24 protein-coding genes are annotated in these 24,359 nt (G+C 36.0%); 21 read left to right on the forward strand and 3 right to left on the reverse strand.

Features of this window, described 5'->3' with window-relative positions; translation table 11 throughout:
* Positions 1 to 7: 7 nt before the first annotated feature.
* A complete protein-coding gene (locus SJY24_RS12400) occupies positions 8 to 955 on the reverse strand; it encodes a class I SAM-dependent methyltransferase (protein WP_377864824.1) in 948 nt (315 codons plus the stop codon).
* Positions 956 to 1,152: 197 nt separating this feature from the next.
* Between SJY24_RS12400 and hutP the strand changes: the two genes are divergently transcribed.
* The 12 genes from hutP (at position 1,153) to SJY24_RS12460 (ending at position 15,906) form a co-directional block, all read left to right on the forward strand.
* A complete protein-coding gene (gene hutP / locus SJY24_RS12405; RefSeq protein ID WP_000926519.1) occupies positions 1,153 to 1,593 on the forward strand; it encodes a histidine utilization transcription antiterminator HutP in 441 nt (146 codons plus the stop codon).
* 102 nt (positions 1,594 to 1,695) lie between these two features.
* Complete coding sequence (gene hutH / locus SJY24_RS12410; RefSeq protein WP_016130081.1) at positions 1,696 to 3,213, forward strand: histidine ammonia-lyase; 1,518 nt, start codon at positions 1,696 to 1,698, stop codon at positions 3,211 to 3,213.
* 23 nt (positions 3,214 to 3,236) lie between these two features.
* A complete protein-coding gene (hutU, locus tag SJY24_RS12415) occupies positions 3,237 to 4,895 on the forward strand; it encodes a urocanate hydratase (protein ID WP_000416940.1) in 1,659 nt (552 codons plus the stop codon).
* Between the two features lie 12 nt (positions 4,896 to 4,907).
* Positions 4,908 to 6,179 (forward strand): imidazolonepropionase, encoded by a 1,272-nt coding sequence (gene hutI, locus SJY24_RS12420; RefSeq protein ID WP_000887559.1) that lies wholly within the window; start codon positions 4,908 to 4,910, stop codon positions 6,177 to 6,179.
* Complete coding sequence (hutG, locus tag SJY24_RS12425; protein WP_377864825.1) at positions 6,158 to 7,129, forward strand: formimidoylglutamase; 972 nt, start codon at positions 6,158 to 6,160, stop codon at positions 7,127 to 7,129. The genes hutI and hutG overlap by 22 nt, the downstream gene beginning before the upstream one ends.
* Positions 7,130 to 7,434: 305 nt before the next feature.
* The gene (locus SJY24_RS12430; protein WP_000486322.1) at positions 7,435 to 7,896 is read left to right on the forward strand and encodes a CarD family transcriptional regulator; all 462 of its coding nucleotides are present in this window, start codon (positions 7,435 to 7,437) and stop codon (positions 7,894 to 7,896) included.
* Between the two features lie 602 nt (positions 7,897 to 8,498).
* On the forward strand, positions 8,499 to 9,626 hold the full coding sequence (locus SJY24_RS12435; RefSeq protein ID WP_098883629.1) for an alkene reductase: 1,128 nt from the start codon (positions 8,499 to 8,501) through the stop codon (positions 9,624 to 9,626).
* A gap of 67 nt (positions 9,627 to 9,693) precedes the next feature.
* The gene (locus SJY24_RS12440) at positions 9,694 to 11,268 is read left to right on the forward strand and encodes an FMN-binding glutamate synthase family protein (protein WP_212087691.1); all 1,575 of its coding nucleotides are present in this window, start codon (positions 9,694 to 9,696) and stop codon (positions 11,266 to 11,268) included.
* Between the two features lie 319 nt (positions 11,269 to 11,587).
* A complete protein-coding gene (gene putP / locus SJY24_RS12445) occupies positions 11,588 to 13,066 on the forward strand; it encodes a sodium/proline symporter PutP (RefSeq protein WP_212087683.1) in 1,479 nt (492 codons plus the stop codon).
* A 287-nt stretch (positions 13,067 to 13,353) separates the two neighbouring features.
* A complete protein-coding gene (locus SJY24_RS12450; protein WP_377864826.1) occupies positions 13,354 to 14,292 on the forward strand; it encodes a ring-cleaving dioxygenase in 939 nt (312 codons plus the stop codon).
* A gap of 27 nt (positions 14,293 to 14,319) precedes the next feature.
* On the forward strand, positions 14,320 to 14,934 hold the full coding sequence (locus tag SJY24_RS12455; RefSeq protein ID WP_377867243.1) for an alpha/beta hydrolase: 615 nt from the start codon (positions 14,320 to 14,322) through the stop codon (positions 14,932 to 14,934).
* A 177-nt stretch (positions 14,935 to 15,111) separates the two neighbouring features.
* Positions 15,112 to 15,906, forward strand: coding sequence for a phosphotransferase (locus SJY24_RS12460; protein WP_377864827.1), 795 nt, complete (start codon positions 15,112 to 15,114; stop codon positions 15,904 to 15,906).
* Positions 15,907 to 16,042: 136 nt separating this feature from the next.
* Here SJY24_RS12460 and SJY24_RS12465 read toward each other — a convergent pair whose 3' ends face one another.
* The gene (locus tag SJY24_RS12465; RefSeq protein ID WP_377864828.1) at positions 16,043 to 17,575 is read right to left on the reverse strand and encodes a BA3702 family sensor histidine kinase; all 1,533 of its coding nucleotides are present in this window, start codon (positions 17,573 to 17,575) and stop codon (positions 16,043 to 16,045) included.
* 235 nt (positions 17,576 to 17,810) lie between these two features.
* Between SJY24_RS12465 and SJY24_RS12470 the strand changes: the two genes are divergently transcribed.
* A complete protein-coding gene (locus tag SJY24_RS12470; protein WP_377864829.1) occupies positions 17,811 to 18,182 on the forward strand; it encodes a VOC family protein in 372 nt (123 codons plus the stop codon).
* A gap of 20 nt (positions 18,183 to 18,202) precedes the next feature.
* Here SJY24_RS12470 and SJY24_RS12475 read toward each other — a convergent pair whose 3' ends face one another.
* Positions 18,203 to 19,012: a YitT family protein gene (locus SJY24_RS12475; RefSeq protein WP_000251329.1), complete on the reverse strand. Its 810-nt coding sequence runs from the start codon at positions 19,010 to 19,012 to the stop codon at positions 18,203 to 18,205.
* A gap of 143 nt (positions 19,013 to 19,155) precedes the next feature.
* Between SJY24_RS12475 and SJY24_RS12480 the strand changes: the two genes are divergently transcribed.
* From SJY24_RS12480 to SJY24_RS12515, 8 genes are all read left to right on the forward strand, one after another.
* Positions 19,156 to 19,959 carry a protein phosphatase 2C domain-containing protein gene (locus SJY24_RS12480; RefSeq protein ID WP_377864830.1) on the forward strand — a complete coding sequence of 268 codons (804 nt, stop codon included), beginning with the start codon at positions 19,156 to 19,158 and terminating at the stop codon, positions 19,957 to 19,959.
* Between the two features lie 15 nt (positions 19,960 to 19,974).
* Positions 19,975 to 20,427: a peptidoglycan recognition protein family protein gene (locus SJY24_RS12485; RefSeq protein ID WP_002014256.1), complete on the forward strand. Its 453-nt coding sequence runs from the start codon at positions 19,975 to 19,977 to the stop codon at positions 20,425 to 20,427.
* 17 nt (positions 20,428 to 20,444) lie between these two features.
* Positions 20,445 to 20,696 carry a DUF2164 domain-containing protein gene (locus SJY24_RS12490; protein ID WP_377864831.1) on the forward strand — a complete coding sequence of 84 codons (252 nt, stop codon included), beginning with the start codon at positions 20,445 to 20,447 and terminating at the stop codon, positions 20,694 to 20,696.
* Positions 20,697 to 20,836: 140 nt separating this feature from the next.
* Positions 20,837 to 21,139, forward strand: a complete 303-nt coding sequence (locus tag SJY24_RS12495; protein WP_377864832.1) for an urease subunit gamma — start codon at positions 20,837 to 20,839, stop codon at positions 21,137 to 21,139.
* Positions 21,140 to 21,153: 14 nt separating this feature from the next.
* Positions 21,154 to 21,483, forward strand: a complete 330-nt coding sequence (locus SJY24_RS12500; RefSeq protein ID WP_000612162.1) for an urease subunit beta — start codon at positions 21,154 to 21,156, stop codon at positions 21,481 to 21,483.
* 1 nt (position 21,484) lies between these two features.
* Entirely contained in the window at positions 21,485 to 23,197 is a 1,713-nt protein-coding gene (gene ureC / locus SJY24_RS12505) for an urease subunit alpha (RefSeq protein ID WP_377864833.1), read from the forward strand.
* 18 nt (positions 23,198 to 23,215) lie between these two features.
* Positions 23,216 to 23,671, forward strand: coding sequence for an urease accessory protein UreE (locus SJY24_RS12510; RefSeq protein WP_000582803.1), 456 nt, complete (start codon positions 23,216 to 23,218; stop codon positions 23,669 to 23,671).
* The gene (locus SJY24_RS12515) at positions 23,649 to 24,347 is read left to right on the forward strand and encodes an urease accessory protein UreF (protein WP_377867244.1); all 699 of its coding nucleotides are present in this window, start codon (positions 23,649 to 23,651) and stop codon (positions 24,345 to 24,347) included. The genes SJY24_RS12510 and SJY24_RS12515 overlap by 23 nt, the downstream gene beginning before the upstream one ends.
* Positions 24,348 to 24,359: the final 12 nt, after the last annotated feature.

Below are 24,359 nucleotides of genomic sequence, written 5' to 3' on the forward strand. Positions count from 1 at the left end.
GCATTTGCTAGCTTTTTTCTTTTTTACATTGATAAATCGCTATCGTTTTCGGATCGCGCCATATACCGTTGTGAAGTGATAATTCATTTTCTATTTCTTGTTTTAGCCATTTCTTCATTTCAGTGTGAAGATATATATTATCAGGTATATTCAGTGACGGAAACATGCTAGAAATATAGTTTATAATTGGAGAGGCATGATGGAAAACGAGTGCATTATGAATAATTGTTTCTTCAACAGTTGAAAAAACAGATTGTAGTATCTTTTTACCATTTTCTAAACAAAATGGAGCTACTGACGGTGATGTTTTTGGTAAATCAAATGCAATTAACATTCTGTTACACATTTCATCTATACGAGGTAATGAAACTTTAGAATTTGTTGTAGCTAAAAGTGAGCCGCCGGGACGAATTACTTTATGGAATCCTTGAATTGTTTTTTCGACATCTTTCATGTGATATAACATATGTCTTGCGACAATCCAGTCATAGCAATTAGCGTCGAAAGGAAGTTTACTAGCATCTCCCAGTTTCCATTCAATTATGTTATTCTTTATTGCAGCTTCAGAAAGCATAGTTTCCGATTGATCAAATCCGGTTAGATGTCCTTTATGACCGTTCGTTTGTAAAAGGGAAAGGAATTTTCCATTAGCGCATCCGACCTCTAATATTTTTTCTTCTCCTTGAAGTTGTAAATGTTCCATGACGACTTCATCTACATTCACTCGTTTCTCTTCAAAATGTTTATGTGTATCGATACGTGTTTGTAAATGGTTGCTTACGCTGTATTGGCGTTTTACATCATTCATTTTTTCACATTCCACCTTCGTGCAAAATTGCTGGACCGCATGTGTTAATACGTCTGTTTTATTTAAACCTTCGTAATGGAGTGCCGATTCAAATCTTTCAAGTAATTTTTCTTCAATTCGAAAATGAATATCTTTACGCTTTGCCACTGAAATCTCGCTCCTTTGCATCTGTTAGTGAGACTATAGCACGTCTGAAAAAAATCTGTAAATAAATTGTGTACACAAGTATGAGAGGGATAAAAAAATTACTTGAATACTATTTTAAACTATTGACGATTTAAACGTTTTCATATATTCTTAAATTAAGTAATATTCAAATAATTCAAAAGAAATGAGAGAGTCACATGCTTCTTCAAGGAACACATCGAATTGGTCGTATGGCCATGTTGTTGGCACTTGCGGATGAGAATGAAAGCCCTGTATTATCTATTCCAAAAGGTTGGAAATATTGTACGGGGAAAGTTGGTTCGATGAATTCGCAAAAAGTTGTAGCAGCAATGGAAACAGCGGCTAAGAGCAACCGAGTTATTGAAACAGACGTTTACAGAGAAACACATGCACTTTATCATGCAATTATGGAAGCTTTGTACGGAGTGACGAGAGGACAAATTCAGTTAGCAGACGTTCTTCGTACAGTAGGACTTCGCTTTGCGATTGTGCGCGGTACACCATACGACGGAAAGAAAGAAGGCGAATGGGTTGCTGTTGCATTATATGGAACGATTGGTGCACCTGTAAAAGGATCTGAGCATGAGGCGATTGGTTTAGGAATTAATCACATATGATTTGCCCATAGTCTATTAGTTAGAAGGGGCCTTACTTTTTTAGGACAGAAGTCTGTCTTAAAAAGATAAGGTCCCCTTTTGCCTTTATAAGGAGGAAAAAGAATGATTACGCTAACAGGACACACATTGACAGTTGAAGAAATGAAGAGGTTGTTACTTGAAGGTGAAGGTGTAACAGCTTGCCCAACTAGTATGCAAAAGGTGGCAGAATGCCGCGAAGTTGTCGAGAAAATTGTAGAGGACGGAAAAGTCGTTTACGGTATTACAACTGGTTTTGGAAAGTTTAGTGATGTGCTTATTCAAAAAGATGATGTAAAGGCACTTCAGCACAACTTAATTCAATCACATGCATGCGGTATAGGTGATCCATTCCCTGAAGAAGTATCACGCGGTATGTTAATTTTACGAGCGAACACGATGCTTAAAGGAGTATCTGGTGTTAGACCGCTTGTTGTAAATATGCTTCTTGAGTTTGTAAATCGTAAAATTCACCCAGTCGTTCCGCAACAAGGTTCACTTGGTGCGAGTGGCGATTTAGCACCTCTATCTCATCTTGCTCTTGTTTTATTAGGTGAAGGTGAAGTGTTCTATAAAGGGAAAAGAGTTCATGCGATGGTTGCTCTTACAGAAGAGGGCCTTGAGCCGATTGAACTTGAAGCAAAAGAAGGTCTTGCATTAATTAATGGCACGCAGGCGATGACAGCGCAAGGAGTACTATCTTATATAGAAGCAGAAGCAACGGCTTATCAAGCTGAATTAATTGCCTCTATGACAATTGAGGGATTACAAGGCATTATTGATGCATTTGATGAAAATGTGCATAAAGCACGCGGTTATAAAGAGCAAGTGGAAGTAGCGAGCAGAATTCGTGACATCCTTCAAGATAGTAAGTTAGTGACAAAACAAGGAGAACTTCGTGTACAGGATGCATATTCACTTCGTTGTATCCCACAAGTACACGGTGCTTCTTGGCAAGTTTTAAATTACGTGAAAGAAAAATTAGAAATTGAAATGAATGCAGCGACAGATAACCCACTTATTTTTGATGGCGGGGAAAAAGTAATTTCAGGTGGTAACTTCCACGGACAACCGATTGCATTTGCGATGGACTTCTTGAAAGTTGGAATGGCAGAACTTGCAAATATTTCAGAGCGCCGTATTGAACGCTTAGTAAATCCGCAATTAAATGACCTACCACCATTTTTAAGTCCAGAGCCAGGACTTCAGTCTGGTGCAATGATTATGCAATATGCAGCGGCTTCACTCGTTTCAGAAAATAAAACGTTAGCACATCCGGCGAGTGTAGATTCAATTCCGTCGTCAGCTAACCAAGAAGATCACGTGAGTATGGGGACAATCGCTTCACGTCACGCACATCAAATTATTCAAAATGCAAGACGCGTTCTTGCGATCGAGATGATTTGTGCGATGCAAGCAGCGGAGTATCGAGGAATCGAAAATATGAGTACAGTGACGAAGAGCTTCTACCATCAAGGTCGTCAACAAGTACCTTCTATTACAAATGACCGCATATTCTCAACGGATATTGAAAATATTACACATTGGTTAAAAACGAATTATTCGATAAAAGAAAGATTAGATGTAAACGCAGCACTATAAAACGAGAAAAGGGAGAGATTGAAATGGAAAAAGTACAACAAACAATTCGCGCGCCAAGAGGCACTGAGTTACAAACGAAAGGATGGGTTCAAGAAGCTGCACTTCGTATGTTAATGAACAATTTAGATCCTGAAGTTGCTGAAAAACCAGAAGAATTAGTTGTATATGGTGGAATTGGCCGTGCAGCTCGTAACTGGGAAAGCTACAATGCAATTGTTGATTCATTAAAAACGTTAGAGAGCGATGAAACGTTACTTGTTCAATCAGGAAAACCAGTTGCAATTTTCAAATCACATGAAGATGCACCTCGCGTTCTGTTAGCGAACTCAAACTTAGTACCAAAGTGGGCGAACTGGGATCACTTCCGTGAACTAGAGAAAAAAGGTCTTATGATGTACGGCCAAATGACAGCTGGTAGCTGGATTTACATTGGAACACAAGGGATTTTACAAGGAACATATGAAACATTTGGTGAAGCGGCACGTCAACATTTCGATGGATCATTAAAAGGTACAGTAACACTTACTGCTGGTTTAGGTGGTATGGGCGGTGCACAGCCTCTTGCTGTAACGATGAACGGCGGTGTTGTAATTGCTATTGATGTTGATAAGCGCAGCATCGATCGTCGTATTGAAAAGAGATATTGTGATCTGTATACAGAGTCTTTAGAAGAAGCATTAACTATTGCGAACGAGTATAAAGAGAAGAAAGAACCGATTTCAATCGGATTGTTAGGAAATGCAGCGGAGATTTTACCAGAACTAGTGAAGCGTAATATCACGCCAGACTTAGTTACGGATCAAACATCTGCTCATGATCCATTAAACGGTTATATTCCAGTAGGTTACACGTTAGAAGAAGCAGCGAAACTTCGTGAAGAAGATCCAGAACGTTACGTACAATTATCAAAAGAAAGTATGAAAAAACATGTGGAAGCAATGCTTGCTATGCAAGAAAAAGGCGCGATTACATTTGATTACGGAAATAACATTCGCCAAGTTGCTTTTGATGAAGGTTTGAAAAATGCATTCGATTTCCCAGGATTCGTTCCAGCATTTATCCGTCCGTTATTCTGTGAAGGAAAAGGACCGTTCCGCTGGGTAGCGCTTTCTGGTGATCCAGAAGATATTTATAAAACTGATGAAGTAATTTTACGTGAGTTTGCTGATAATGAGCATTTATGTAACTGGATTCGTATGGCTCGTCAGCAAGTTGAGTTCCAAGGTCTTCCATCACGTATTTGTTGGCTTGGTTACGGTGAGCGCGCGAAGTTTGGTCGCATCATTAATGAAATGGTGGCGAATGGTGAATTATCAGCACCAATCGTTATCGGTCGTGACCATTTAGATTGCGGATCAGTAGCATCTCCAAACCGTGAGACAGAATCGATGAAAGACGGCAGTGATGCAGTAGCAGACTGGCCAATTTTAAATGCATTAATTAACAGTGTAAACGGTGCGAGCTGGGTATCTGTTCACCACGGTGGTGGCGTTGGTATGGGTTATTCACTTCACGCTGGAATGGTTATTGTTGCAGATGGAACAGAAGCAGCAGCAAAACGTATTGAGCGCGTATTAACGTCTGACCCTGGTATGGGTGTTGTTCGTCACGTTGATGCAGGATATGACTTAGCTGTGGAAACTGCGAAAGAAAAAGGCGTTAACATTCCGATGATGAAATAAGGAGGAGAAAACATGCTGGACACTTTACTAATAAATATCGGTCAATTACTAACAATGGATCAAGAAGATGGCTTGTTAAGACGGGAAGCGATGAACACGCTTCCTGTTATTGAAAACGGTGTGGTTGGAATTGAAAACGGCGTAATTACTTTCGTTGGAACAGCGGAAGAAGCAAAAGGGCTTCAGGCGAAAGAAGTTATTGATTGCGGTGGGAAAATGGTTTCTCCTGGTCTTGTTGATCCGCATACTCATCTTGTATTTGGTGGATCTCGTGAAAATGAGATCGCGCTGAAATTACAAGGAGTTCCGTACCTAGAAATTTTAGAACAAGGCGGAGGTATTCTTTCAACTGTAAATGCAACGAAGCAGGCGACGAAAGAAGAACTTGTTCAAAAAGCAAAATTTCATTTAGACCGTATGCTATCTTTCGGTGTGACAACTGTAGAAGCTAAGAGTGGTTACGGATTAGATGATGAGACAGAATGGAAACAATTAGAGGCAACGGCGCAATTACAAAAAGAGCATCCAATCGATTTAGTTTCCACATTTTTAGGTGCTCATGCAGTTCCGAAAGAGTATAAAGGTAGATCAAAAGAATTTTTACAATGGATGTTAGACCTACTGCCAGAAATGAAAGAGAAGCAATTAGCTGAATTCGTCGATATTTTCTGCGAAACAGGTGTGTTCTCTGTAGAAGAATCAAAAGAATTTTTATTAAAAGCGAAAGAGCTTGGCTTTGACGTGAAAATCCACGCAGATGAAATTGATCCTCTTGGTGGTGCGGAAGCAGCGGCTGAAATTGGTGCAGCATCGGCGGACCATTTAGTTGGCGCTTCTGATAAAGGAATTGAAATGCTTGCAAACTCTAATACAGTAGCAACGTTATTACCAGGAACAACTTTCTATTTAAATAAAGAAAGCTTCGCTCGTGGTCGTAAAATGATTGATGAAGGTGTTGCAGTTGCGTTAGCTACAGACTTTAATCCAGGTAGCTGTCCAACTGAAAACATTCAGCTTATTATGAGCATTGCGATGCTAAAACTGAAGATGACACCAGAAGAAGTTTGGAATGCCGTAACGGTTAACTCATCTTATGCTATTAATCGAGGCGATGTAGCTGGGAAGATTAGAGTTGGTCGTAAGGCAGATTTAGTTTTATGGGATGCTTACAATTATGCTTACGTACCGTACCATTACGGCGTAAGTCATGTAAATACAGTGTGGAAGAACGGTAATATCGCATATACAAGAGGTGAACAATCGTGGAGCACGGCCACTATTTAAAGAAAAATGCAAAATTTATTGATCGTGAAGTAACGAAATGGAGTGAGATGATTAAAGATTGGGAGGAAGGCGTAGAGATATTCGGTGCAGCCTTAATTGGTGCACCCCTTTCTAAACCATCTATTAGTCATTCAGGAGCAAGTTTTGCACCGAAAACTATTCGTACGATGTTAGATGCATATAGCACGTACGCAATTACAGAAGAACACGATATGAAAGAAAGTGTTCTTCATGATTGCGGTGATATTACGATGCATGTGACAGATATAAAAGAAAGTCATAACCGGATTGCGAAAACAGTTGGTCATTTGACGAAAGTAAACCCGAAAATGATTCCAATCGTTCTTGGTGGTGACCACTCGATTAGTTTTCCGAGTATCACTGGTTTTGCAAATAGTAAAGGAAAGGTCGGTATTATTCAATTTGATGCCCATCATGATTTACGCAATTTAGATGATGGTGGTCCATCAAATGGTACACCGTTCCGTAGTTTACTAGAAAATGATGTGATTACAGGAAAACAACTCGTTCAAATCGGAATTCGTAATTTTTCAAATGCACGTACGTACCATGAGTATGCAAAAGAACATGGCGTGACAGTGTATACAATGAAAGATGTAAGAGAGCGAGAAATAAAAGATCTTATTTCAGAAAGTATTGAAGTATTAAGAAAACAAGGTGTGGCTTCTATTTATATTTCTCTTGATATGGACGTATTAGACCAAGCGTTTGCGCCAGGCTGTCCAGCAATTGGCCCTGGTGGAATGGATAGTACAACTTTACTTGATGCAATTGAATTCCTTGGTAAAGAGCCACTCGTTCAAGGGATGGATATAGTAGAAATTGATCCAACTCTTGATTTTAGGGATATGACGAGTAGAATAGCTGCGCAAGTGATTATGAGTTTTCTGTTAGCGCGAGAAACGATTAGTAAACAGGTTAGTATATAAGCTATTAATCGTGTGTGTGAAGTTTTGAAGTAACTGTTTTTGTCTTTCGTGTTGCACATTATATAAAAATACATCGCTACTTATATGTAGTGATGTATTTTTTGTTTTACAAGGTATATAAAATTGGAGGAAATGGGCGTGAAAAGGTAACAAAAATGCGGGTTTTTTAGTGTTTTTGTACAGATTGAATTTTTATGTGTAAATAAATTGACATGGAAAATAATTTTATGATATTATAAAAATTTTGCTAAAAAAATAAATGTGTGTTATGCTTGAGAAGGTTACCATATATGGAGGTGGATTATTTGTTTCAAATTGGCGATAACATTGTTTATCCAATGCACGGAGCAGGTATAATTAAAGCCATAGAAGAGAAGGAAATTTCAGGAGAAAAACAACAGTATTATGTTATAAAAATGTCGGCTAGTAATATGGAAGTAATGATTCCTATGGGGAAAATATTGAATTCAAATATACGACCAGTTACAACTCTAAAGGCATTAACACACATAATAGATGTTTTTCAACATGGAGAATCAGATAGATTACTTACGTGGAAACAAAGGTATAAATTGAACACTGATAAAATAAAAACGGGTAAAATACAAGAAGGTGCTGAAGTTGTACGTGATTTATTACGTATGCAGAAAGAAAAAGCACTTAATGCAAGCGAAAAGAAAATGTTAGATAACGCACATGAGTTTTTGATTAGTGAACTGGGATTAATTGAAGGTATCACAGAAAATCAAATAAAAAGCTTTTGTTAAGATTCATTACAAATAATGTATTACATCCCAAAAAAGAACTTGAATTTTTTGGGAGCATAATTATAGAGAATCAATCATTTCAAAGACATTCAACTCTTTCAAACCACTTTTAGAGCATTAACCTCTTTTGTTATTACTACAATCAAATCCATTTTTATTTTTTAATTTCTTTTACGAATGTTCGAAGTTTAATTAAATACTTCGATAAAATAGTTACTTGATTTTTGCAATCCTGATTCACACTGGCACGGACGAGGAGCCGTAAGGATGAAAGAGAGGTAGGGCTTTCATTGTTTTAGGTATATATAAGTTATTATTTTTAGAAGAATACTGAGCCACTTTCATTTCTATTGTTAAGAAATTTTCCATATGTGGGGAGATAATAATTGTTTATTTTCTTTATGTAAAAGAGATAAACGAATTGTTAGCCTTATATGGTCAACTAAAAAAGGTTTCCTACTTAGGAAACCTTTTTAATTTTTGTTTTTACCATTCTATTTATTTAATATTCGAATGTTAAATGGTAAAGACGTATAAATTGACGTTACTATCTAAAAGTAAGTATGATGCGATTATAGTTAGATTTTTTAGGGGGAAGAAAAATGACAAGTTCAAATAATAAAGCGGCAAGTATTTATGAAGGAACAAATATAAACGCTTGGGGGTCTTTTGAAAATATTGAAGAAACGAAGTTATTTCATCCGATTCAAATTGGATCTTGGTCTCTTCGTAATCGCATAGCGATGGCACCGATGACGAGATGTTTTGCAAATAATGAGACTGGAGTCGTTGGTGCTGACGTAGTCGAATATTACCGAAAACGTGCTGCTGATGGGATTGGACTAATTATTACAGAAGGAATTGTCATTAGTCAGAGAGCAAAAGGGAATCCAGGAGTACCAGGTATTTATACACAAGCGCAAGTCGATTCTTGGAAACCTGTTACAGAGGCAGTACATAAAGAAGGCGGAACGATTATTGCTCAAATATGGCATGTTGGACGTATGAGTCATCACGAAATAATTGGTGGTCAAATGCCGCAAGCACCTTCTGCTATTGCTGCGGAGGGGAATGTTCCGCGTTTTCGTAAACCATTTGATACACCAGAAGCAATGACAATAGAAGAAATAAATGAAGTTGTCGGTCAATATGCACAAGCTGCAAAAAACGCAATCGAAGCTGGGTTTGATGGAGTAGAAATTCATGGTGCACACGGCTATTTAATAGATCAATTTACTTATGAATTTGCGAATAAGCGTACTGATAAATACGGCGGTGACTTAAAACAAAGGTTAACGTTTATGAAAGAAGTTGTTCAGGCTGTAATTGAAGCAGTTGGAGCTGATAAAACGCTTCTTCGCTTCTCTGCCTTTAAAGGCGATAATCCTACTTATATGTGGGAACATCCTGAACTTGCAATTGAAACGTTTGTAAATATGTTTAAAGAAGTTGGATTAACGATGATTCACCCTTCAACGATGAATTATACGCAAGTTATTGCTGACGGCAAGAATTTTCATCAATTAGTAAGAAAGTATTGGGATAGTACTATCGTAGGAGTAGGTAATTTGAATCCGAAAGAGGCAGAGGAAGCACTGCAAGAAGGAACAATTGATGTAGCGGCATTCGGAAGACCATTAATCGCTAATCCGGATTTTGTTCATCGAATTAAAAATGCTGAAAGTTTAGTTGAATATGATGCGAAAGAGCATCTTGCTACGTTAATCTGAATAAGGATAAAAGGAGAACACATGAAGTGTTCTCCTTTTATTATGGAATTTCATAGGGGGAAGCGGGATGAGTGAAACTCTACTCGTTATTATTAGTATATTGCTCTTTTTGATGTTACTTTTAATTGTTTTTTTTATTATTACATTTTTTATAAAAAAACGGACGCACCATTCTATATTAAAACTGCATCCATACTTAGGAAGAATGCGCTATTTACTTGAAAAGATAGGACCGGAATTCCGGCAATACTGGTTTGATCATGACACGGATGGAAAACCTTTTTCACGTTACGATTTTCAAAGTGTTATGTTCTTAGCGAAATATCGTTCTGAAATACTTGGTTTTGGATCGAAACGAGATTTTGATGCATCTGGCTATTATATTGCTAATACATTGTTTCCGATTTTAACAGATGAATTAAGTGTAAATCTCACGAAAGAAAGTGAGGGGAAAAAGTATGTAATTCATAAAGAAGGATTATTTTCAAGAAGAGAGAAATTGACAGCGGATACAACAAATCTTTGGTTATATGAAGATGACGATGCAATTATAGTTGGTGAAAATCGTAAATACCCATGGAAGCTACATGGAATGTTTGGAGCATCAGCGACATCTTACGGTGCGATTGGAGAGAATTATATTTTAGCGAGCGGTTTTGGTGCGAAAATGGCAGGTGGATCGTGGATTAATACTGGAGAAGGGGGTGTAATTCCAGAACATTTACATACAGGTGCGAATATCGTTGCACAAATTGGTCCAGGGTTATTCGGATACCGTGATGAAGACGGGAATTTTTCAATGGAGAAATTTATGGATAAAGCGAAAGAAAGTAATATTAAGGCGTTCGAGTTAAAATTTGGGCAAGGTGCTAAAATACGTGGTGGCCATCTAGAGGGACAAAAAGTAAATGAGAAAATTGCTTCTGTTCGGAACGTACGAGAAGGGGAGACAATTAATTCACCGAATCGATTTTCATTTTTAAAAAATGCAGCGGATACACTTTACTTTATTCAAAAGTTGCAAGAAAACGGTGGTAAGCCAGTCGGGATGAAAATCGTAATTGGACAGCAGAAGCCTCTGGAAGATTTATTAAAAACAATGAGTGAATTAAATATTTATCCAGATTTTATTACAATTGATGGTTCAGAAGGTGGATCGGGTGCTACGTATAAATCGATGGCAGATAGTATGGGGCTTCCGCTTCTACCGGCATTACTTACATTTATTGATACAGCAAATCATTTTGGTGTCCGGGATAAATTAAAGGTGTTTGCCTCTGGGAAATTAGTCACACCAGATAAAGTGGCGATTGCTTTAGCTATCGGTGCGGATGCCGTAAATTCAGCACGCGGATTTATGATGGCAAGCGGTTGTATTATGGCGCTTCAATGTAATTCAGGACAATGCCCATCGGGGGTTGCAACTACGAATCCACACTACCAAAAAGCATTAGACCCGTATGAGAAAAAATGGCGAGTAATGAACTATGTTATTAGTATGAGATATAGTTTGTTTTCATTAGCGGCAGCAGCAGGGGTAAAGAGCCCACGCCACTTAACGAGGGAGCATATTGTATTTAAAGATGAGGTGGGGAGAGTAGTACCTCTTTCGGAATTGTTTCCTATAGTAAATAGAAGATAAGCTATGTTTAATAGATGAAAAAGTCATACATTTGTATGGCTTTTTTCTTTTAAAATTTGTCGGATAAATGAATGGAAATAAGGTGTAAAAAAACGGTATTTTATTTTCTGAATATTTTTATTTTAATTTATTTGGAAAACCAGGTAATCCACTGGGATAAAGGCGTTTATAAAGGTTTTTACATATAGTGAAAAGGGCTTGTTCACTTGAAAGAACAAAAAATGTTTGTTAAGGTAGGGAACCATAAGCGAAAACAAGAAAATAGAAAAAGTCATTTTTCGAAATTTTGAATGGCTTATGTAACTAAGGGAGAGATTTGGTGAAGATTGAGATTATGGTTTCGCTTGCTATTTATATGGCAGGTATGTTGTATATCGGTTATTGGTCTTATAAGAAGACATCCGATTTATCAGATTATATGTTAGGCGGAAGGGGACTCGGTCCAGCAGTTACAGCTTTATCAGCTGGTGCTTCTGATATGAGTGGTTGGATGCTAATGGGATTACCTGGTGCGATGTATGCAACAGGATTATCAAGTGTATGGATTGCGATAGGTTTATTAATAGGTGCTTATGCAAACTATTTAATTCTTGCCCCACGTTTGCGAACGTATACAGAAGTGGCAAATGATTCAATTACGATTCCGGATTTTTTAGAAAATCGGTTTAAAGATCGTACGAAAGTACTTCGTTTTGTCTCCGCTATCGTCATTTTAGTATTTTTCACATTTTATGCGTCGGCTGGTTTAGTTTCAGGTGGACGTTTGTTTGAAAATGCTTTCAACCTGGATTATAAAATTGGTTTATTTGTAACTGTGGGTGTCGTTGTTGCTTATACACTATTCGGTGGCTTTTTAGCAGTAAGTTGGACCGACTTTGTGCAAGGCTGTATTATGTTTATTGCTCTTGTATTAGTTCCAATTGTAGCTTTTACAGATGTGGGCGGTGTAACAGAAACATTCAATACAATTAAGCAAGTTGATGCATCGCATTTAGATATGTTTAAAGGGACTACAATTCTTGGGATTATTTCATTTTTAGCATGGGGTCTCGGGTATTTTGGTCAACCGCATATTATTGTCCGCTTTATGGCAATTACCTCTATTAAAGATTTAAAAACTTCTCGTAGAATCGGTATCGGTTGGATGACGATTTCAATTATAGGTGCAATGCTTACTGGTCTAGTTGGTATTGCTTATTACGCTAAAAATAATACGACATTACAAGACCCAGAAATGGTCTTTGTAACATTCTCAAATATTTTATTCCATCCGTACATTACTGGATTTTTATTATCAGCTATTTTGGCTTCGATTATGAGTAGTATTTCCTCGCAATTACTTGTTATTTCAAGTGCAGTAACGGAAGATTTCTATAAAACATTCTTCCGTCGTAACGCAAGTGACAGAGAACTTGTATTTATTGGTCGCTTGTCAGTATTAATAGTAGCTATGATTGCAGTTGTTTTAGCGTATCATCCAAGTGATACAATTTTAACACTTGTTGGATATGCTTGGGCAGGATTTGGTTCAGCATTCGGACCCGCCATTTTATTAAGCTTACATTGGAAGAGAACGAACAAATGGGGCGTTCTTGCAGGGATGATTGTAGGTGCGGTAGTTGTTATTACTTGGGTACAAATTCCAAGTTTAAAAGCGACTATGTATGAAATGGTACCTGGATTCTTCTGTAGCTTATTAGCTGTTATTGTGGTGAGTTTATTAACGAAAGAACCAGTTAAAGCAATTCATCGTGAATTTAATGAGATGGAAGCAGTGCTGGAAGAGGAAACGAAATAATTAGCGAAGAGAGTAAATGATAACTAGCATTTACTCTCTTTTGATTTAAAATGAAAATAAGGAACTTGTTGACAACTAAAAGTAAGTAACTTATAATAAATATTGAGTTCAAGATAATTTGTGTTCCGAATAAAGATTTCAGATGTAGTAAATATTTTTTTGGAAATTATCTCGAATTCGAGATAAAATTATAACGATGGATTTTACTTTGCAGTATGGACAAAATGAATAATGAATTTTAGCGAATAAATGTTTTTTGTAATGAAATAAAAAAAGAGGTGGAGAAAATGGAAAAGAAAACGATGGGAATTCATCACATTACAGCAATCGTAGGTCATCCACAAGAAAATGTAGATTTTTATGCAGGTGTATTGGGATTGCGTTTAGTGAAACAAACAGTGAATTTTGATGATCCAGGTACGTATCATCTTTATTTTGGTAATGCAGGAGGAAAGCCTGGAACAATTATTACGTTTTTCCCATGGGCAGGTGCTCGTCAAGGTATCATTGGGGACGGTCAAGTAGGCATTACGTCTTATGTCGTACCAAAAGGTGCAATGGAGTTTTGGGAAAATAGATTAGAAAAATTCGACGTACCGTATACAAAAATGACTCGGTTTGGAGAAAAGTATATAGAATTTGATGATCCACATGGTTTGCATATAGAATTAGTTGAAAGAGAAGAGGGCGAATTAAATAATTGGACTTTTGGGGAAGTTACGCCAGAAGTAGCAATTAAAGGATTTGGCGGTGCTGTTCTTTTATCGGCACAACCTCAAAAAACTGCTGAATTGTTAGAGCATGTTATGGGTCTTGAGAAAATTGGAGAAGAAGGTGAATTTATTCGATTCCGTTCTTCTGCTGATATTGGAAATATTATCGACTTGAGGTCATCAACAATCGGGCGTGGTCAGATGGGTGTTGGTACAGTCCATCATATTGCTTGGAGAGCGAGTGACGATGCTGATCAACTAGACTGGAAAGAGCATGTGTCTCGTTTTGGATATGGTGTAACGCCTGTACAAGATCGAAATTATTTTAACGCGATTTACTTTAGAGAACACGGCGAAATCTTATTTGAAATTGCAACAGACCCTCCTGGTTTTGCCCATGACGAATCTTTAGAGACGATGGGTGAGGAGTTAAAATTACCGGACCGATATGAACAACATAGAAAACAAATTGAACAGACACTCTTACCATTTGAAGTGAGAAATCTAGATTAAAGTGATTGAAAGGGGAAAAGGAATATGATGAAACATGTTTTTCAAAAAGGAAAAGATACATCAAAACCAGTATTGTTATTGCTTCATGGTACAGGAGGAAATGAATTAGATTTATTACCGCTTGCAGAAAGAATTGATCCAAAAGCTTCTGTATTAAGTGTTCGTGGAAATGTATTAGAAAATGGGATGCCTCGTTTCTTCCGCCGATTAGCAGAAGGTATTTTTGATGAAGAGGATCTTGTTTTCCGTACGAAGGAATTAAATGAATTTTTAAATGAAGCAGCAAAAACATATGAATTTGATAGAGATAATATCGTAGCTGTTGGGTATTCAAATGGAGCAAATATTGCAGCGAGTTTATTATTCCATTATGAAAATGCATTAAAAGGTGCTATTCTTCATCATCCAATGGTCCCAAGAAGAGGGATAGAACTTCCTGATTTAGTAGAGAAAGCAGTGTTTATTGCTGCTGGAACAAATGATCCAATTTGTTCACCTTCGGAGTCAGAGGAATTGAAGATGCTATTAGAAAATGCAAATGCTAGTGTAACAATGCATTGGGAAAATAGAGGACATCAATTAACGATTGGTGAAGTAGAGAAGGCAACGGAATGGTATGAAAAAATGGTTTCACAGGCATAAATGATAGACTAAAACGGGTATAAAATCATAAAGATTTTATACCCGTTTTTTGTTGTAATTTAAGGGGTTAAAAGAGAATAGGAAAACTATGTTAAAATATAAAGAAAAGTAAAGGGGTTCCTGTTTGTTAATGAGCAGGAGCGTGGATTTTTCTAATAATGAGGGGGAAACTATTAGGTGGCAAACTACGAAAATGAAGAAATGCTAACGGGAGGGAATGTTTCAAACGTATATCGTTCGAAAGATACTGTTCGACGGGAATTAAAGAAAGGCAGTACCCAAATTCATAAGCTATTAAATCATTTGGAAAACAAAGGTTTTAGTTATGCACCAAAGTTTTTAGGAATTGATGATAAAGATAGAGAGATATTATCATTTATTGAAGGGAAAGCCGGTAATTATCCTTTAAAAGAGTATATGTGGTCTAATGATGTTTTAAAAGAAATAGCGAAGATGCTTCGGCTTTATCATGATGCTGTAAGTGATTTTCCTTTATCAGATGATTGGAAACCGATGGATAATACGCCAAATAATATAGAGGTTGTATGCCACAATGATTTTGCAATATACAACATTATTTTTAATAACGAAAAACCAGTAGGTATTATTGATTTTGATGTTGCTGGTCCTGGGCCAAGACTTTGGGACATAGCCTATACTCTTTACACTTGTGTCCCATTAAGTAGAGTTTATTATAAGGAAACAGGTGAGGCGGTTTATTATAATTCATTACAGCATGCAGACCGCATAAAGCAAAGAGTTAAATTGTTTTTTGAGTCCTATAAAAGTGATGGCATCGCCGAGGATTATTTGGAGATGGTACTTCTACGATTAGAAGGATTATGTAAATACATGAAAAGAAAAGCACTAGAAGGCGATAGGAACTTCCAAAAGATGATAGATGAAGGGCATCTTGAACATTATGAAAATGATATTCAGTTTATTCGTAAACATGGAAAAGAGTGGATTTAATAAAATAAATTGTATACAAAAATAAAGCTCAGAGTCATATAGGGACTTTGAGCTTTTTAACGTATTAGTGTAGATGTTTTCCACAATAACCCGACTACTTATAACAGATGTCTTTTACTATATTAATGTAGCATAGTTAAGAGTTTGTTACAGGCTGAGCTGTAGCAATCGGTAATTGGATATCGACAGTTGTTCCTATGTTTAATTCACTGGAAATGAATAATTTTCCGTGATGCTCTTGAATGATTTTATAGCACATCATTAAGCCAAGGCCAGTTCCTTTTTCTTTCAAGCTATAAAAAGGTTCGCCAAGACGAGCCATACGCTCTTCAGGAATCCCACAACCTTCATCAATAATGCGTATTGAAACAAAATCATTTTCTAACGAAGCTGTTTGAATGAATATGTTACCACCATCGGGCATCGCCTCGATTGCATTTTTTAATATGTTAATCAAAACTTGTTTTAATTGATTACTGTCACATTGAATGTCAGAAATATAATCGAAATGATCCATGATGATATGAACGCTATGCATAATTGCTGTTGGTAAAATAAAAGTTACAACTTCTTCAATTAATGCTTGTACGTTGCATGTATGAATAGATAACACTTGTGGTTTAGACATCGCCATAAATTGGCTTGTTATAGATTCCATTTGTGAAATTTCACTCAACATAACGTCCACATACCATTTATTTTCTTCATTTATTTCTGGATGTAATAATGTTAAAAATCCTTTTAATGAAGTGAGTGGGTTTCTAATTTCATGGGCAATTCCAGCTGTCAGTTGTCCTACTACTGCAAGCTTTTCGGATTTTCGTAATAGCTTTTCAGTTTCTTTTAGTTCGGTAACGTCTCTTCCCATCACTATAAGACCTTTGCGTGAGCCATCAGGGTGGAAGAGCGGGACTTTTGAAATACTTAAAACTAGGTCGAAATCATCTCTATGTATAATAAATTCCTCTCCGTGAAGAATTTGTCCTTTTTGCCATGTTAGTTCATCAACTTCTTCACAATGCAAAAAAGATTCGCGGTACGCTTCGTTATATTGAATGAGTTCATTATCTCTTTTTCCACGATAAGGAACGTTATGGAAATTGAAACAAGAAAGCGCATAGTCATTTGCTTCAAGCCAGCGCCCTTCATGATCCTTAAAAATAACAAACGCAGGCATTGAATTCATTAATGTGCGTAATCGTTTCTCACTCTCTTGTAATACTTTCTCAATTCTTTCTGATTTTTCAAGGGGTTTCATAATGGCGTATACACCTGTTAAACGGTTTTCAACAAAAATAGGAACTAATTTTGTTACGACATCTAGTGAATATCCGTCTTTATGATAAATAGAGACGATATACTCTTTTTGATTGTCAGCTGCAGTATTTTTTATGTATTGTAGTACTTGCTCAGAAATATGTGCTTCTAAAATAGAAGTGATTATTTTTCGCTCTAATTCGCTAGAAGTATAACCTAATATTCTTTCAGCAGCGGGGTTAATATGTAAAATAACTCCTTCTAAATTCAATGAAATAATACTATCAGGATTATGTTCAAAAAGAGATGCATACATTTCTGCTAAAGAACGATTTTGTATATGGTTTCGCAAGCGTCCTGATACGTTTGGATGACGCTTTTTTTGAGTAGATGAATATTTTTTACGACTCATAATATTTCCTCCGTACAACTGGCATCTAAAAAAGATGGATCTATTAATAACTATAATATAGGTGTGATGTGTATTTCTATAAAAAATGGAAATTACCGAATAAAATTTATTTTCTTGATTTTGGTATGGGATATAAAATAAATAATAAGAGAATCTTATATTGCTTTATTAATTTTTTCTAAGTTACATGAATGTATTTTCGTTATAACATTAGAATAGAAGAGGGGGAAGGAATATGAAAAATTATATTCAAGGAATTGATCATGTACAAGTAGCGGCGCCAGTAGGATGTGAAGAAGAAGCACGAGAATTTTATGGTAATAAAATTGGTATGGAGGAAATCCCAAAGCCAGAGGAATTAAAGAAGCGTGGTGGGTGTTGGTTTAAGTGTGGAAATCAAGAGATTCATATCGGAGTTGAGCAAAATTTTAATCCAGCTAAAAAAGCGCATCCAGCCTTTTATGTTTTGAAAATTAATGAATTTAAACAAGGGTTACTAAAGCAAGGTATTGAAGTAATAGATGATCATGCGCGACCAGATATAATCAGATTTTACGTGTCAGATCCGTTTGGAAATCGAATTGAATTTATGGAAAATAAAAACTAGGTGGAGATCCACCTAGTTTTTTACACTTTTCTAAACAATCCTAATACTTCAACAGTCTCCGTAATATTAACGAATGCATGAGGATCAATTTCCGAAATCGTTAGTTTCATACTTGCCAATTCTTCACGTGAAACGACTGTCATAAGTACACGTTTTTTCTCGTTTGAATAAGCACCTTCACCATCAAGTAACGTAATTCCACGTACTACAGTTGAAAGAAGCTTTTTTTTCATTTCTTCTGCTTGATTTGTTACAATCATAAGTGTAACTTTACGATGTTTCGTATGAACGGCATCAATTACTTTACCAGTTACATAAATTGAAAGTAAGCTTGTAAGGGCAACATCCCAAGTGAAGAAAAATCCTGCAATGACAACAACAACAGTATTTAATGCAATAAGGAATCCACCAAGTTTAATATCTCGCTTACGAGATAACAACATACCGATAATATCAAATCCACCAGTTGAACCATGGCAGTTAAAGACAAGACCGATACCAGCTCCGGCGATGACACCGCCAAATACAGATGATAAAAGTGGATCTGTTGCTACGACTTTTACTGGAACATAGTATAATGCAACAGATAATACAATTACAGAAACAACCGTGTTAAAAATTACTTTTTTTCCAAGACCTATGTATCCTAAAATAAGGATAGGTAAGTTCAATACAAAGTTAATAATACCTGTGTTTACAGGGGTTACAATCCCTAAAATAATAGCAATTCCGCCAATTCCACTACTTAATATTTTATGGGGGATAAGGAAAAGATTAAAGGCAATTGCAATAATAATAGAACCAAAAATAACACCAAGAAATCTGACCATCTCTTTCCCGTCCTTCACTAAATAATCATATTATTTCAAGATTATATATGAAATTGAAAGTTTTTTGGGAAAACAGTTTATTTTGGAGAATTAGATTAATCTAAATGGTTTGAGTCTTCAGTGAATTGGGAGGGGATACAGATATGAAGATAACAACGTACCAACAGAAGAGTCCTTTAAAACAAGAGTGTGAGGATTCATTTTTTTGTAATGAAGATAAAATGATTTATGGTGTATGTGATGGAGCAACACCGTTAGTTCCATTTTGTGATGAAGAAGGGCATAATGGAGCATACATCGCTTCACATTTATTTGCAAGTCATTTTACTTCGCTACGAGAGATCAATAGTTTACAAGGTGAAGTTGCAAAGGCGAATGAATTATTGCAAAACAAGATGCTAGAGTACAAGGTTGATACGAGAAAAAAAGACCAACTGTGGTGTACATGTATTGCAGCAGTTCAAATAGAAGGCGAGAAACTTGAATATGCACAATTAGGTGATTGTATGATCGTTGCAATACTTCAGGATGGAGCGATAAGAGTATTAACGAAAGATACAGTTAAGGGAATTAGTAAACGTGCAAAAAAGAAGAGAGAAGAAGATCGTAAAAAAGGATTACCAGTCCCGGAAGAACATGCTTTTCAAGATGTTCGGGAGCAGTTGAAATACAACCGCTATCTTGCGAATGTACCAAACGGTTACTCAGTTGCAAATGGGATGAAAGAGTCAATGACTTATTTACAACATGGGGAATTACATGTAGCTGATGTAAGTGGGATCTTTATTTGTTCGGACGGATTGTTCCATCCGGAGTGGTCGTTAGAACAAATTGTGGTATATATAAGAAAGAATAGCATAAAAGAGTATGTAGCAATCATTGAAAGGCTAGAAGGAGAAAATAGAATAAGACCAGATGATAAAACAATTATTATAATTGATTTTTAAGGGGAGGAAGTTCAAATGGAAATTAAATGTGTAAATTTAACATTTCAAGATGAATTAGTTCCTTTAGAGAAAGTAAATAAACTGATTGTCCACCATACGTCAGAAGATGGATGGGATGTGTATAAAACCCACGAATTTCATCAAAAGGTAAGAGGATGGAGCGGGATTGGTTACAATTATTTTATTGAAGAAGATGGAACTGTAGTCGAAGGGCGAGGTTTACATATTGGAGCACATGCGAAAGATAATAATAGTGACACAATTGGAATATGTATGACGGGAAATTTTGATAAATATGATCCAACTACTGCACAAATGAATTCATTATATTCTTTATGTAAAATGTTTATGAAGCAGTTTGCCATAGAGAAAGGAAATATACTCGGCCATAGGGAGTTAGAAGGGGTTACAAAAACTTGTCCAGGAAATCGCTTTTCTATGGTAGAGTTAAGAAAAGTATTATCTTAAATATAGAGGAGTAACGAATGATGATGGACATAAAAATACCGAATGATAAAAAAGAAGAGCTTGTAGCACAAATTCAGCAATTTTTCGTTGAAGAAGATTTAGATGAAATTGGACGTTTCCAAGCAGAACGTTTAATAGAAGAAATGATAAAGTTAGTAGGACCATTTGCATACAATCAAGCGATTGGAGATGCAAGAAAACTTGTAACTGAAAAATTAACAAATATTGAAGAAGATTTGTATGTGTTAGAGAAGAATGAAGGGAAATAAAAAAAAAGACTAGAAATTCTAGTCTTTTTTTATTTGATTAGCAGAAAAAACATGGAGAAAACACCGAAAGGACATTGGAAGTACATCTTTTATTTTTAGAATATTCTTAGTTTTAAAATACTTCAGAAAGGAAGATTGTAATGAGATTAACGCCAAGAGAAATTGATAAACTGCTGGTAGTTGTTGCGGCTGATTTAGCTTATCGACGAAAGGAGAGGGGGCTTAAGTTAAACTATCCAGAAAGTATCGCTATTATTACGTATGAAATTTTGGAAGGAGCAAGAGATGGTAAAAATGTAGCGGAATTAATGGAGCTTGGAAAAAATATTTTAAGTGCTGAAGATGTTATGGATGGTATTACAGACATGATATCAGATATTCAGGTTGAGGCAACTTTTCCTGATGGAACAAAATTAGTAACTATTCATCAACCAATTCATTAAAGGAAGTGAATGTTATGATTCCAGGGCAATATATCCTTGCGAAAGAAGACATAGTATGTAATGGAAATAAAAAAGCAACGAAAGTTAAGGTGTTAAATCAGGGAGATAGACCGATTCAAATTGGATCTCATTACCACTTTTATGAAGTGAATGAGGCGTTAAAGTTCAATCGTAGTGTAGCAATTGGACAACATTTAAATATTCCAGCGGGTACAGCGGTAAGATTCGAGCCTGGGGATGAAAAAACGATTGAATTAGTTCCATACTCAGGGAAGCAAGAAGTATATGGATTTAAAAATAAAGTGGATGGCGATATTCAATCTTACAAAAAAAGAGGGAGATAGCATGAGTTTTAAGATGTCACGTAAACAATATGCTGATTTATATGGTCCAACAACAGGGGATTCTATTCGTTTAGCGGATACACAATTATTCGCACATATTGATCAGAATTACACCGTATATGGTGATGAAGCTGTCTTTGGTGGAGGAAAATCAATTAGGGATGGTATGGGACAAAATTCGCAACTTACAAGGGAACAGGGTGTTGTGGATGTTGTTATTACGAATGCAATTATTATTGATTATACAGGAGTATATAAAGCGGATATTGGTATAAAAGATGGAAAGATTTCAGCAATTGGTAAGAGTGGTAATCCTTCAGTTATGGATAATATTGATATCATTATTGGAACATCAACGGAAGTAATTTCTGGCGAGCGAAAAATCGTTACAGCTGGAGGTATTGATACACACGTGCATTTCATATCCCCACAACAAATTGATACAGCATTAGCTTCAGGTATAACAACTTTAATTGGTGGAGGAACTGGACCGGCAGAGGGTACTAAGGCAACTACAATAACGCCTGGATCTTGGAATTTAAGAAAAATGCTAGAGGCAGCAGAAGCTTTTCCTATAAATCTTGGGTTTTTAGGGAAAGGAAATAGTTCAAGTTTACCTGCCCTGGAAGAACAAATATTTGCAGGAGCTATTGGATTAAAAATTCATGAAGATTGGGGAGCGACTTCTTCAGCAATTAATCACTCGTTACAGATTGCTGATAAATATGATATTCAAGTTGCTATTCATACTGATACGTTAAATGAATGTGGTTTTGTGGAAGAAACGATAAAGGCTATTGATAATCGTGTTATTCATACGTACCACACTGAAGGGGCTGGTGGTGGGCATGCACCAGATATTATAAAGATTGCTGCACTGAATAATATTTTACCTTCTTCAACGAACCCGACCTTGCCATATACAGTGAATACGTTGGATGAGCATTTAGATATGCTCATGGTATGTCATCATTTAAAAGCAAATATTCCAGAAGATGTAATGTTTGCGGATTCAAGGATTCGAAAAGAAACAATTGCGGCAGAGGATATTTTGCAAGATTTAGGGGTTTTCAGCATGATTAGCTCTGACTCGCAGGCGATGGGAAGGGTTGGAGAGGTTATTATTCGCAATTGGCAAACCGCCGATAAAATGAAAAAGCAGATTGGAAGTTTAGAGGGAGATAAAGAATATAACGATAATAATAGAATTCAACGCTATATAGCTAAGTATACAATTAATCCAGCTATTACACATGGGATTTCAGAATATGTCGGCTCTATTGAAGCTGGGAAATATGCAGACCTTGTAATATGGGATCCACAATTTTTCGGTGTTAAGCCAGATATGGTTTTGAAAAACGGGATGGTAGTGATGGCATTAATGGGAGACGAGAATGCTTCGATCCCCACACCACAACCATATTATGAAAAAAAGATGTTTGGTGCATATGGAAAAGCGGTACAGTCAAGTTCGATTACATTTGTATCTAAAGTAGCTTATGAGAATAATATTAAAGAAAAATTAGGTTTAAATAAAGTTGTATTACCTGTTAGAAATACGAGAGAGATTTCTAAGCAAGATATGAAGTTGAATAATGCAACACCAGAAATTGAAGTAGATCCGCAGACATATGAAGTTAAAGTTGATGGACAAGTTATTACGTGTGAAGCAGTAGATGTATTACCTATGGCTCAAAGATATTTTTTATTTTGATATAACGGGGGAGATAAAATGATTATTGAAAAAATTAATAACAACGTATGCAATATGAATGATTTTGCAAATACAAAAAAGCATCTTGATAGAATATTGATTTCTAGTGAGCTTTTACTAAAGAGGGTTCAGAAATTATATTCAGAATCTGGTTTTGAAATTGGGGTGTCTTTAGATAATGGAGAAACATTAAAGAACGGTGATATTTTATATGAAGATGAACATCGTATTGTATATATTGAAGTGTTACCAGAAGAGGTAATTGTAATTACTCCAACGTCAATAAAAGAAATGGGAATTATTGCGCATAACTTAGGAAATAGACATTTGCCAGCACAATTCGATGAAGGGTGTATGATTTTGGCGAACGACTACTTAGTAGAAGATTTACTCAAAAAGGAAGGTGTTCCTTATCAAAAAGAAAATAGAGTATTACCCAAACCGTTCAAGCATGCTTCACACAAACATATTTAACCTACTTAACCTACTCCAAATTAGTGATTCGAACTTCCCAACAGGAAGTTTTAGTCACTCTTTTGGATTAGAAACATTTATTCAAGAGGGACAAGTTACAAATAAAGGCGAATTTTTCAAATGGATTAATCGATATGTAAAAGTGCAATTAACACACACGGACGGCTTAATTTGCAAATATACTTACGAAGCCACTAAGAATAATGATGGAAAACAAATTACATTTTTAGATGATTTAATAACAGCACAAACATTGCCTTTTGAATGTAGAAGAGCAAATAGAATGATTAGTAAAAGTACTTCTAAACTATTGTGTGAACTGTTCTCATTTGTAAATTTAAATATATACAAAGAAGATGTTATGGGTAATAAATTACAAGGTCATCCGAGTATCGTATACGGAATATTAGGGGCGGAATTGAAAATGACAATAGAAGAAACGCTCTTAGTTTTCTTATATTCAAGTGTTGGAAGCATAATTCAAAATGGTGTGAGAGCCATTCCTCTTGGACAAACAGATGGTCAAAAACTATTACAAGAATGCCATGAATTGATCTGTGAATCTATTGATAGAATTCAAATACTTTCATTAGAGAATTTTGGATTGAATGATCCTGAATTCGAAATAAATCAAATGCAACATGAAGATGTAAATGTAAGAGTCTTCATGTCATAGGGAGGAAAAATA

The sequence above is a fragment of the Bacillus sp. R86525 genome (genome assembly GCF_042466195.1).
Lineage (GTDB): Bacteria > Bacillota > Bacilli > Bacillales > Bacillaceae_G > Bacillus_A > Bacillus_A nitratireducens.

Bases quoted from the DNA above. Each gene is read 5' to 3' on its own strand.
- hutP (WP_000926519.1), top strand. From the start codon at position 1,153: ATGCTTCTTCAAGGAACACATCGAATTGGTCGTATGGCCATGTTGTTG.
- hutH (WP_016130081.1), top strand. From the start codon at position 1,696: ATGATTACGCTAACAGGACACACATTGACAGTTGAAGAAATGAAGAGG.
- hutU (WP_000416940.1), top strand. From the start codon at position 3,237: ATGGAAAAAGTACAACAAACAATTCGCGCGCCAAGAGGCACTGAGTTA.
- hutI (WP_000887559.1), top strand. From the start codon at position 4,908: ATGCTGGACACTTTACTAATAAATATCGGTCAATTACTAACAATGGAT.
- SJY24_RS12435 (WP_098883629.1), top strand. From the start codon at position 8,499: ATGACAAGTTCAAATAATAAAGCGGCAAGTATTTATGAAGGAACAAAT.
- SJY24_RS12440 (WP_212087691.1), top strand. From the start codon at position 9,694: ATGAGTGAAACTCTACTCGTTATTATTAGTATATTGCTCTTTTTGATG.
- SJY24_RS12450 (WP_377864826.1), top strand. From the start codon at position 13,354: ATGGAAAAGAAAACGATGGGAATTCATCACATTACAGCAATCGTAGGT.
- SJY24_RS12455 (WP_377867243.1), top strand. From the start codon at position 14,320: ATGAAACATGTTTTTCAAAAAGGAAAAGATACATCAAAACCAGTATTG.
- SJY24_RS12465 (WP_377864828.1), bottom strand. From the start codon at position 17,575: ATGAGTCGTAAAAAATATTCATCTACTCAAAAAAAGCGTCATCCAAAC.
- SJY24_RS12470 (WP_377864829.1), top strand. From the start codon at position 17,811: ATGAAAAATTATATTCAAGGAATTGATCATGTACAAGTAGCGGCGCCA.
- SJY24_RS12475 (WP_000251329.1), bottom strand. From the start codon at position 19,012: ATGGTCAGATTTCTTGGTGTTATTTTTGGTTCTATTATTATTGCAATT.
- SJY24_RS12480 (WP_377864830.1), top strand. From the start codon at position 19,156: ATGAAGATAACAACGTACCAACAGAAGAGTCCTTTAAAACAAGAGTGT.
- SJY24_RS12485 (WP_002014256.1), top strand. From the start codon at position 19,975: ATGGAAATTAAATGTGTAAATTTAACATTTCAAGATGAATTAGTTCCT.
- SJY24_RS12490 (WP_377864831.1), top strand. From the start codon at position 20,445: ATGATGATGGACATAAAAATACCGAATGATAAAAAAGAAGAGCTTGTA.
- SJY24_RS12495 (WP_377864832.1), top strand. From the start codon at position 20,837: ATGAGATTAACGCCAAGAGAAATTGATAAACTGCTGGTAGTTGTTGCG.
- SJY24_RS12500 (WP_000612162.1), top strand. From the start codon at position 21,154: ATGATTCCAGGGCAATATATCCTTGCGAAAGAAGACATAGTATGTAAT.
- ureC (WP_377864833.1), top strand. From the start codon at position 21,485: ATGAGTTTTAAGATGTCACGTAAACAATATGCTGATTTATATGGTCCA.
- SJY24_RS12510 (WP_000582803.1), top strand. From the start codon at position 23,216: ATGATTATTGAAAAAATTAATAACAACGTATGCAATATGAATGATTTT.
- SJY24_RS12515 (WP_377867244.1), top strand. From the start codon at position 23,649: ATGCTTCACACAAACATATTTAACCTACTTAACCTACTCCAAATTAGT.